Here is a 9,943-nt window from a genome sequence, read left to right on the forward strand (position 1 = left end):
CTGTTCCCTCCGGCTCCACCATCTGGCAGGGATCCACAAGACCCATCGACGGATGGGTAGCGGACAGTAGGTGAGCGCGATATAGTCGTGATATCACATGATAGTAGGAGGTGGCGGTGATGAGTGACCTGTTGATTCGGAACGTCGACGACGATGACATTCGGGCGATCGATCGTCAGGCCGCGCGGCTCGGGGTGTCGCGTAGCGAATTCCTTCGCCAGGAAGCTCGGAGGATTGCGCAGCAGGCTGCCGCAGCAGAATCCGGACCGCTGACGAGAGAAGACCTGAACCGTGCCGCAGACCTGGTGGAGGATATTCTCGATGACGAGGTCATGGCTCGGGCATGGGGGTGAGCGAGCGGTGGTTGATCGACAAGTCTGCCTACGCCCGGCTCGGGGTGTCGGATGATGCCGACGTGTGGCTTCGCCGCATCGAACGGGGACTGGTTGGCGCCGCGACCGTGACGGTGCTTGAACTCGGGTACTCGGCTCGCTCCGGGGAAGACTGGCACACGATCACGGCGATGCCGCCAGTATCGATGCTGATTCCCGAGCCGATGACCCCGGGGATTGAAAAGCGGGCGGTAGCGGTCCAGGGGCTCCTCGCCGGCCGTGGGCATCACCGTGCAGTGAAGGTCCCGGATCTCATGATCGCTGCGGTGGCCGAGTTGAAAGGCTATACCGTGCTGCATGTCGACAAGGACTTCGAGTTGATCGCGGACGTTACTGGACAACGGGTAGAGAGGCTGCGAGGGGATTTCTAGATCAACGGGGTTCGTCGGGGACCGTATGTCGTGCACGGCTCGTGCCGGCACCGTCCGGGCGGTAATGCGCCACGCAGCACCCACAACGTAAGGTTTGTAGGCATGCCTAACACTGATGCCGACCCCGGGGAGCGGGACGACTACATCGAGGTGTGGAACGACCTCGTCTCCACCCGCGACCTGACCTGGTCACTGGTTATCTGCGGGGTCACCACCGCCCTCGCGCTGCTGGTCGCCACGCTGCTGTCGTCCAGCGAGTTCTTCTGGGGCCTCGGCGGCGCCGTCGTCGGCTTCGCGGTCTGCGTGGCGCTGTTCACGCCGAAACGCGTCGTGCGCATCACCGAGGGGACCGACGGAGCAGGCGCAGAAACCCAGGCAGGTGACCCGACCTGATGGACGCGACCCTGATGCTCCCCATGCTGCTCGCCGCCATCGCGGCGATCCTGCTCTACACCTTCATCGGCTTCATCCCCGGCACCGACGAGACCAGCGTGCTCGTGCCGGTCACCCTCGCCCTGGCGCTGGCCGGCGTGGACCCGGCGGTGCTGCTGACCTTCTTCATCGCCGCGATCGTCACGCTCAACCTCACCAACGCCATACCCACCGCCCTGGTCGGTCTGCCCGGAGGGGTGCTCTCGGCACCGATGATGGAGCACTCGCTCTACCTCAAGTCCCAGGGCAGGGCGGCGGAGACGATCAAGAAGATGGCCGCGGGCAGCGCGATCGGCACGATCATCGCCATCCCGGTCAGCCTTGCCATCGCCACCGCCATCGCCCCCTACGCCGACACTCTGCGCGAGTACGGCAACCTGCTCTTCGTCGGCGGCGCGGTGCTGCTCGCCCTGCTCGGCGCGAACCGGCTGCTGTCGCTGATCTCGATCATCCCGATGTCCCTGCTGTTCCAGGGGCTTCTCTCGCTCTACCGGGACCAGGGGGTTATCCCGGAGGACGGCAACATCTCGGTCTCCTTTTTCCTGGGCATCACCATCGGCCCCCTGCTGGTCTCGGTGCTGGGGCTGCTCAACCGGAGCCACCGGGAGAACCTGCCGGGCCGGCCCGCCACACAGGTGGACATCTCGCGCAAGAGCCTGCGCGGCCAGTCGCTGAAACCCAACAGGATCCTCACCCGCGACGAGACCGCCCGCACCGGCCTGTGGTCGCTGGTCTCCACCCCGTTGTTCTTCCTCAGCCCCGTCGGGCTCACGTTCCTGCTCGGGGAGGGCGCGGCTAGACGCTCCGGGGACCGCACCACCCGGGCGAACCGGGCGGTGGCCGGCATGAACGGCGTGGCGCACGCCAGCTACCTCTCCGGCACGATCATCCCGCTGCTGGCGATCGGCATCCCGTTGTCGCCGGTGGCGATCGGCCCGGCGCAGGCCCTGTTCAACGCCCCGCCGGCGCTGACGCTGGACAACAACCTGCACCACATGCTGAATACACCGACGTTCATCGTGGCCGTGGTGCTCGGCGCGGTGCTGGCCCTGGGGCTGACGTACGTCATCGCGGTGCGCTACTCCTACCGGATCACCTACGTGGTGATGCGCTACATCCCGCACGAGGCGGTGCTGGGACTGTTCATCGGGTTCATCCTGCTGCTGGCCTACCTGGACGCCGGGGTGGCGAACATCTTCGGTGTGCTGCTGGTCGGGGTCACCTGCGGGACGCTCAACAAGTTGGGCGTAGGCTACGGCGTGCAGTTCATGACCCTGTACGCGTCCCCCTGGATCGTGCAGAACCTGCTGTGACACGAAAGGACGCTGTGCAGTCTTCACCCGAACCCCATGCCGAATCCCATACCGGGCACGGCCGGGCGGTGGCGAAGGTCATCCTCCTCGGCGAGCACTCCGTGGTCTACGGGCACCCGGCGGTGGCCGTGCCCCTGCACAGCCTGCACATGAACGCCACGGTCGAGCCGGTCGAGGGGCCCGCACGGCTGACCTGCCTGGACTACGACGGTCCGGTGGACGGCGCCCCGGAGCGTCTGGCGTCGGTGGTCAAGGCCCTGGACGTCGCGTGCGCCTTCGCCGGACGCCCCACTACCGGTCTGCACGTCAGCACGCAGGCGGACTTCCCGCCGGAGCGCGGGCTGGGGTCCTCGGCCGCCGCCGCGGGCGCGGTGGTGCGCGCGGTGCTGGACGCTGCCGACGTCGCGGCGTCCCCCCTCGAGCTCTTCGAGCTGACGCAGGAGGCCGAGCGCATCGCGCACGGGCGTCCGTCCGGACTGGACGCGCTGACCACCGCAGCACCCGGGCCGGTGTACTTCCGCGACGGCGTCGGTTCGACCTTCGAGATGGACCTGGCGGCCTGGATCGTCATCGCGGACTCCGGGGTGACCGGCCGGACGCGGGAGACCGTCGGTGACCTGCGGCGCAGGTACGACGCCGATCCGCAGGGCGTCGGGCCGCTGCTGGACGAGCTGGGCGAGATCGCCGACGGTGCGGTCGCCGACCTGCGCGCCGGCGACGTCGACGCGCTCGGCGACCGGATGGACGCCGCCCAACATCTGCTCGCCGACCTCGGCGTGAGCGACGACCGGTTGGACGCGCTGACCGCCGCGGCGCGCGCCGCCGGCGCGGTCGGCGCGAAACTCACCGGCGGGGGACGCGGCGGCTGCGTCATCGCGCTGGCCCGCACCGCCGGGGACGCCGCGGCGATCGCCGGGGCACTCACGGACGCCGGGGCGTCCGACACCTGGATCCACGCACCACACCTGCAGGAGGAAGCATGACGGCCCCGAGAAGAGCCCCAGGAAGAGCTACAGCGACGGCGCACGCCAACATCGCGCTGATCAAGTACTGGGGCAAGGCGGACGAGGAACTGATCATCCCGCGTACGCCGAGCCTGTCGCTGACCCTCGACGAGCTGTACACGACCACGACCGTGGAGTTCGGCGCGGTAACTCAGGACGCCGCGACACTGGACGGGACGCCCGTCACCGGGCGGGCGATGGAACGCATCACCGCCTTCCTCGACCTGGTGCGCGAGCGCTCCGGTGTGTCGGACGCCGCGGTGGTGACCTCGGTGAACACCGTGCCCACCGCCGCCGGGCTGGCGAGCTCGGCCTCCGGTTTCGCCGCCCTGGCCGGGGCTGCCTCCACCGCCGCCGGGCTGCAGCTCGACGAGCGGGACCTGTCGCGGCTGGCGCGGCGCGGGTCCGGTTCGGCGTCGCGCTCGGTCTTCGGCGGGCTGGCGATGTGGAATGCCGGCCACGACGACGCGACGTCCTACGCGGCCCCCGTGCCGGGCGGGGAGATGGCCGCTGACCTGGCGATCGTGGTGCTCGTCATCGACGACGGCCCGAAGGCGGTCTCCAGCCGCGAGGCGATGCGCCGCACCGTGGAGACTTCCCCGGACTACGCCGGTTGGGTCGAGGCGCACGCCGGGCACCTGGCGGAGGCGTTGGACGCCATAGCCGCCGGCGACCTCGCCCGGCTCGGGGAGGCCGCCGAGGCCAACGCGCTGGGCATGCACGCCACGATGCGCGGGGCCGTCCCGCCGGTCGACTACCTCGGGCCCGGCAGCCGCGCCGCACTGCAGGCGGTGCAGGACGCCCGCGCCGCCGGGCTGCCCGCCTGGGCGACGATGGACGCCGGCCCCAACGTCAAGGTCCTCACCAGCGCCGACAAGGCCGAGGCGCTGGACGCCCACCTGCGCGAGGCACTGGTGGGGAAGGTGCCGGGGCTGCGCACCGTGGTCACCCACGCCGGGCCGGGCATCCAGGTCGACGCAGAGGAGGTGCAGTCGTGACGGCGCCGCGTGCGGTGGAGGTCCGGGCCCCCGGCAAGCTCTACATCGCCGGTGAGTACGCCGTGGTCGAGACCGGTTTCCCCGCGATCCTCGTGGCCGTGGACCGCTACGTGACCGTGCGGGTCACCCCGGGCTCCGGCACCGGCCACATCACCTCCGACCTGTCGACCCAGAGCCGCCTGGAGTGGCACCGTGGGGAGCGGGGCATGATCGTGGAACCCGACCAGGCGCCCTTCGACTTCGTGCTCGGCGCCGCGGGCATCGTCGAGGAGGCCGCCGTGGCGATGGGCACCCCGCTGGAGGTCTTCGACATAGACATCACCAGCGAGCTCGACGACGACTCCGGCCGCAAGTTCGGCCTCGGCTCGTCCGCCGCGGTCACCGTGGCCACCGTCCGGGCCCTGTGCGAGTACTACCGCCTGGACCTCACCCGGATGGCCCAGCTGAAACTGGCCCTGCTGGCCAGCATCTCGGTGCAGTCCTCCGGCTCCGGCGGTGACGTGGCCGCCAGCATGTTCGGCGGCTGGATCGCCTACACCTCCTTCGACCGTGGGTGGGCACGCGAGGAACGCGACGTCCGTCCCCTGGTCGACCTGGTCACCATGGACTGGCCGGGCCTGTCCGTGAAACGCGTGTGCCCGCCGGACCGGCTGCGCCTGCTGGTCGGCTGGACCGGGTCACCGGCGTCGACCTCCCGGCTGGTCGGCGACGTGCAGTCCCACAAGCAGGGTGGGGGCGCTGACAGGGGAGCAGCGCAGCTGGACTACCCGCGCTTCCTCGCCGAGAGCAGACGCTGCGTGACAGCGCTGGTCGAGGCCCTCGGCAACGACGACGCCGACGGTATCCGTGCCGGGATCCGCCGTAACCGGGAGCTCCTGCGCGAGCTCGGGGAGCACACCGGCACCACCATCGAGACCCCCACGTTGCGTCGGCTGATCGAGATCGCCGAGGCCTGCGGCGGGGCGGCGAAGACCTCGGGGGCCGGCGGCGGTGACTGCGGTATCGTGCTCATCGACAGTCAGAGCGGCACCTCGGATTTGGACGGGTTGCTCGCCGCCTGGGAGCGGTCGGACATCCGACTACTCAACCTGCACGAACACCAGCCCGACGGGCTCACGGAATGACGGGAACGAGCGCATGAGCAGCAACCGCAAGGACGACCACGTCCAGCTGGCCGAGGAACTGAACACGAAGAACCGTGCCGCCGGTGGATTCCACGACGTGCGGTTCATACACCACACCTTCAACGGTCTGGCCCGCGACGGGGTGGACACCTCCACCACCGTCGCCGGGGCCCGGTGGGAGGTGCCCTTCTACATCAACGCCATGACCGGCGGCAGCGAGAAGACCGGACGCATCAACGCCGACCTCGCGCGCGCGGCGTCCACCGCCGGGGTGGCGATGGCCAGCGGTTCGGTCAGCGCGGCCCTGCGCGACCCGGCGTTGGAGCCGACGTTCCGCATCGTGCGCGAGAGCGCCCCGCAGTCCTTCCTCTTCGCCAACGTGAGCCCGGAGGCCACGGTGGAGCAGGCGCGCCGGGCGGTGGAACTGCTGGACGCCAACGCCCTGCAGGTCCACGTCAACCCTGCCCAGGAGCTGGTGATGCCCGAGGGTGACCGGGACTTCCGGCACTGGCTCGACCGGATCGCCGAGATCGTGGAGGCGGTGGACGTGCCGGTGGTGGTCAAGGAGGTCGGCTTCGGGCTCAGCGCCGACAGCGTGGCGGAGCTGGCCGCCCGTGGCGTCACCACCGTGGACGTCAGCGGGCGCGGCGGCACGAACTTCATCGACATCGAGAACCACCGGCGCTCGCGCCAGGAGTACACCTACCTGTCGGGGTGGGGGCAGAGCACCCCGGAGTGCCTGCTGGACACGGTGCACGGCCCCGGCGGCGCACCGACGGTGCACGTCCTGGCGTCCGGCGGTGTGCGCACCCCGCTGGACGTGGTGCGCGCCCTGGCGCTCGGCGCGCGTGCCGTGGGCGTCAGCGGGCATTTCCTGCACGTGCTGCTCACCGACGGGCCGGACGCGCTGGTCGAGGAGCTGGATGCGTGGACTGACCAGGTACGTACCCTGATGACGCTGCTCGGGGCACCGGACGTGCCCTCGCTGACCTCGACGGACGTCCTGGTCACCGGGGAGACCGCGGAGTTCGCCCGGCTGCGCGGGATCGACCTGCCGTCGCTGGCGCGCCGGCGTTAGTTGCTGACGTTCCTGCAGGCAGGCAGCTAGGGAACGTCACCCACGAGGCGCGGCTGTGGCATCGGGGTCTGAACCTCCGAGTGCAGCCACACCATGTTGCTAGCCAGGCGAGCGGAATGGGCGTGTTTCGTCTATGCTTCTGGAGTACCCACTCCAACTACCGAAGGGCCTTCATCATGAACGAGGACAACACCGCGCCTGACAACGTGAAGGAACGACGGTCGTCCGTCGGACTGATCGTCACGACGGCGGTCATCGTCGTCGTCGCGATCGCCCTGATCATCCTGATCGGCCAGAACACCGACCAGGTCGACATGGGCTTCCTCGGATGGGAGTTCGCTTTCCCGCTGTCCGTGGGGCTCGTCGCCGCAGCGCTCGGAGGAGCGATCGTCGCGTTCGCACTCAGCGGACTCATCGCCATCCGACGCAGGAAATGACCCCGTCGCCGCTCGGCACAACCGGGCGGACCTACAGCCCGTACCGTCCGAAAGCCACGGCGTGATCCACGCCGGCCCTGGCGCCGGCTTCCGAGGTGACGCCGCCGATGAGGTCACGCGGAGCGGGATGGTCCTCCAGTGCCGCCAGGTAGACCTTGTGCTGTTCCAGCGAAGCGATGCTGCGCTCGACCGAGCCGGGGGAGACCGCCACCGCATGCGTCGGTGCCGACGCCCCGAAGACGAGCAGGTGGTCGGCCTGCCAGCGCTCAAGGACCTCACCGTCGCCACCGGTGATGTCGGGGAAGACCCAGCGGTTGCCCGCATCGCGCGCGGCATCCAGGGCCACGAGCCCGGCCACCCGGTGGTCGGCCTGGTTCAGCCCCCACGGCATCTCCTCGGCCCACCCCAGCGTGACCAGCGTGGTGGGCCGGATCTCACGGATCACCGCGGCCACCGCACGGCGCAAGGCCAGCGAGTACTCCAGCACCCCGTCGGGGAAGTCGAGGATGCGCAGGTCGTCCACGCCGACCTGGGAACAGGCGTTGCGCTGCTCGGCGGCGCGTGCCGGTCCGGTCTCATCCGGGGACATCGAGTCGATGCCCGCCTCGCCGGAGGTCAGCAGCAGGTAGGTCACCGACGCGCCGGCATCCGTCCACTCGGCGACGGCGGCGGAGACGCCGTACTCCAGGTCGTCCGGGTGCGCGACGACGCACAGGACGTGGTCGGCCTCGTCGAGGTGGAGTAGTTCGAGCTGATCGTCGGTCATGGGTCGGCCTCCATACCTGATACATACCTACGGGCAAACGTTCACGGTCAGGATGCGTGGGCGCTGTCGTCCGTCCACCTTGTGGCCATTCAAGCACGACATCATCGGCGGTGACCACCGACAACTCTCCGTGACCGACTGAAGGCCCCATGAACTCACGTCCCTCCCGCCCGCTCCCGACCCACCCCGGGCGTCGTCTGCTCGTCGTCCCCGCGGCGGCCGGATTCCTCGCCACGTCGTTGTTGCTCGTGGGGTGCCTCGCGGACGCCGCCGAAAGTGTGCCCGACGCTGCGGAGTATTCGGAGCAGATACAGGTCGTAGGCCTCGACACGCCACGGTTGTCCTCGGCCGACAACTTCCGGGACGTGGCCGGCGTCGACCGGGCCTACGCCGCGACAGGCGGTCACCTGAAACCTGAGTCGGTCTACCGGTCGAATGCCCTGGACATCACTGACGCGGACCTCGACACCGTGGAGGATCTCGGGATCTCCACCGTGATCGACCTGCGCACCGACAGTGAGATCGAGGAACATCCTGACCGTGTTCCCGCCGGGGCAGACTACGTTCACATCGACATCGTGGGGGGAGGCAGCACCGCAGCGAATCCTACCGAGGAATTCTCGGTCGATTCTCCCGACGACGCAGCGACGATGCTCGGCGACCTCAACCGCAACTTCGTCACCGACGAGGGTATGAGGGCCCAACTCGCACAGGTCATCACCGCCGTCATTGACGCCGACGGCCCGGTTGTCTTCCACTGCACCGCCGGCAAGGACCGGGCGGGGTGGACGAGTGCCGTCCTGCAACTTGCCGCGGGCGTGAGCGAACGCGACGTTATGGACAACTATCTGGCGACGAACGACTACTCGAGCGAGCGGATCGCCGCCACCACCGAGCAGATTCGGACGAGTCAAGGGGATGAGGCGGCGGAGGCCTACGGGGTACTGCTCGGCGTGCAGGAGGGCTTTCTGCGGTCCGGGCTGGACGCGATGAAGGAGTTCTACGGCGACGTGGACACCTACCTCGTCGACGGGTTGGGACTCGAGGTGTCCGCCGTCCTTGCGCTGAAGGACAAGCTCGTGGAGGCGTGAGGCTCCCCGGCCGAGCCACCGGTGGCATCGGCGTGGTTGACTCGGGGACATGATCAACGATGCTGACGCACGCTACGACGACTTCGTCTCGGTGGCCACCGAGGTCCTCGACAAGTACGACATCGCGTTGGACACCCTCGACGACACCACCGTTAACGCCACGCCGGTGCCCGGTACGGTGAACTCGGCCTTCGCCCTGGCCACGCACGTCCACGGCATGGCGCGCTTCTGGGGTGGCGCCTTCATCGGGGGAGAGGAGATCTCCCGTGACCGCGAAGCCGAGTTCCGGGCGATGGGGACCGTGGCCGAGGCACACGCGCTGATCGCCGAGACCCGGGCGAGCCTGCCCGGCTGGGCACGCATTGCCCTCACCGAGGGGATCCGCAACCGGCAGGCACAGGGGACGGCGCGCCGGGACTACACCGAGGCGACGCCCGGCTGGGTCCTCGAGCACATCCTCCACGAGCTCGCGCAGCACCTCGGTCACCTCGAGGTCTGCCGGGACGTGGTGGCGACCCGGTGACGACGGCGGTCAATGGGGGCTGACCGCTACTCCTGGTTCTGCGGCGGCATCGCGGTGATCGACGGGTGGTCGGTGCCGGTGGGGCCTATGCTGTCCGCCCCGCCGGGGGAGCCGATCTCATCGAAGAACGCGGCGTTGTAGTCGATGTAGTCCTCCCACTCGTCCGGCAGGTCGTCCTCGTAGAAGATGGCCTCGACCGGGCAGACCGGCTCACACGCTCCGCAGTCGATGCACTCGTCCGGGTGGATGTACAACGTGCGTTTTCCCTCGTAGATGCAGTCGACCGGGCACTCCTCGACACATGCCCGGTCCATCACGTCCACGCAGGGTTGTGCGATGACGTAGGTCATACGTCAGTTCTTGGCGGCGGCGAAGCGCTCGGCGACGTCGTCCCAGTTGAACACGTTCCAGACA

The 9,943-nt window shown here is 69.1% G+C and carries 13 protein-coding genes; 11 read left to right on the forward strand and 2 right to left on the reverse strand.

The window, feature by feature from the left end:
• Positions 1 to 119 precede the first annotated feature (119 nt).
• The 9 genes from vapB to ACT3UN_RS13065 all read left to right on the forward strand — a co-directional run bounded on the left by vapB (position 120) and on the right by ACT3UN_RS13065 (position 7,149).
• On the forward strand, positions 120 to 353 hold the full coding sequence (vapB, locus tag ACT3UN_RS13025; protein ID WP_301442941.1) for a type II toxin-antitoxin system VapB family antitoxin: 234 nt from the start codon (positions 120 to 122) through the stop codon (positions 351 to 353).
• Positions 344 to 763 carry a PIN domain nuclease gene (locus tag ACT3UN_RS13030; RefSeq protein ID WP_301442940.1) on the forward strand — a complete coding sequence of 140 codons (420 nt, stop codon included), beginning with the start codon at positions 344 to 346 and terminating at the stop codon, positions 761 to 763. The genes vapB and ACT3UN_RS13030 overlap by 10 nt, the downstream gene beginning before the upstream one ends.
• A gap of 102 nt (positions 764 to 865) precedes the next feature.
• Positions 866 to 1,156 (forward strand): hypothetical protein, encoded by a 291-nt coding sequence (locus ACT3UN_RS13035; protein WP_301442939.1) that lies wholly within the window; start codon positions 866 to 868, stop codon positions 1,154 to 1,156.
• Positions 1,156 to 2,508 carry a tripartite tricarboxylate transporter permease gene (locus tag ACT3UN_RS13040; RefSeq protein WP_441582469.1) on the forward strand — a complete coding sequence of 451 codons (1,353 nt, stop codon included), beginning with the start codon at positions 1,156 to 1,158 and terminating at the stop codon, positions 2,506 to 2,508. Before ACT3UN_RS13035 ends, ACT3UN_RS13040 begins: the two co-directional genes overlap by 1 nt.
• A gap of 14 nt (positions 2,509 to 2,522) precedes the next feature.
• Complete coding sequence (mvk, locus tag ACT3UN_RS13045; RefSeq protein WP_444657239.1) at positions 2,523 to 3,491, forward strand: mevalonate kinase; 969 nt, start codon at positions 2,523 to 2,525, stop codon at positions 3,489 to 3,491.
• Positions 3,488 to 4,510, forward strand: a complete 1,023-nt coding sequence (gene mvaD, locus ACT3UN_RS13050; RefSeq protein WP_301443739.1) for a diphosphomevalonate decarboxylase — start codon at positions 3,488 to 3,490, stop codon at positions 4,508 to 4,510. The genes mvk and mvaD overlap by 4 nt, the downstream gene beginning before the upstream one ends.
• Positions 4,507 to 5,634 (forward strand): phosphomevalonate kinase, encoded by a 1,128-nt coding sequence (locus ACT3UN_RS13055; protein WP_301443738.1) that lies wholly within the window; start codon positions 4,507 to 4,509, stop codon positions 5,632 to 5,634. The genes mvaD and ACT3UN_RS13055 overlap by 4 nt, the downstream gene beginning before the upstream one ends.
• A gap of 13 nt (positions 5,635 to 5,647) precedes the next feature.
• Positions 5,648 to 6,712: a type 2 isopentenyl-diphosphate Delta-isomerase gene (gene fni, locus ACT3UN_RS13060; RefSeq protein WP_301443737.1), complete on the forward strand. Its 1,065-nt coding sequence runs from the start codon at positions 5,648 to 5,650 to the stop codon at positions 6,710 to 6,712.
• A 176-nt stretch (positions 6,713 to 6,888) separates the two neighbouring features.
• A complete protein-coding gene (locus ACT3UN_RS13065; RefSeq protein ID WP_301443736.1) occupies positions 6,889 to 7,149 on the forward strand; it encodes a LapA family protein in 261 nt (86 codons plus the stop codon).
• Positions 7,150 to 7,180: 31 nt separating this feature from the next.
• Here ACT3UN_RS13065 and ACT3UN_RS13070 read toward each other — a convergent pair whose 3' ends face one another.
• Positions 7,181 to 7,915, reverse strand: coding sequence for a PIG-L deacetylase family protein (locus tag ACT3UN_RS13070; RefSeq protein WP_301443735.1), 735 nt, complete (start codon positions 7,913 to 7,915; stop codon positions 7,181 to 7,183).
• A 149-nt stretch (positions 7,916 to 8,064) separates the two neighbouring features.
• On the opposite strand from ACT3UN_RS13070, the gene ACT3UN_RS13075 reads away from it, so the two are divergent.
• Together ACT3UN_RS13075 and ACT3UN_RS13080 are read left to right on the forward strand one after the other, a co-directional pair.
• A complete protein-coding gene (locus tag ACT3UN_RS13075) occupies positions 8,065 to 9,006 on the forward strand; it encodes a tyrosine-protein phosphatase (protein ID WP_441582471.1) in 942 nt (313 codons plus the stop codon).
• Between the two features lie 49 nt (positions 9,007 to 9,055).
• A complete protein-coding gene (locus ACT3UN_RS13080) occupies positions 9,056 to 9,529 on the forward strand; it encodes a mycothiol transferase (protein WP_441582472.1) in 474 nt (157 codons plus the stop codon).
• Between the two features lie 26 nt (positions 9,530 to 9,555).
• On the opposite strand, the gene fdxA is transcribed toward ACT3UN_RS13080, so the two are convergent.
• A complete protein-coding gene (gene fdxA, locus ACT3UN_RS13085; protein WP_441582473.1) occupies positions 9,556 to 9,879 on the reverse strand; it encodes a ferredoxin in 324 nt (107 codons plus the stop codon).
• Between the last annotated feature and the right edge of the window lie 64 nt (positions 9,880 to 9,943).

It is taken from the genome of Corynebacterium sp. AOP12-C2-36, assembly GCF_052379185.1.
GTDB lineage: Bacteria > Actinomycetota > Actinomycetes > Mycobacteriales > Mycobacteriaceae > Corynebacterium.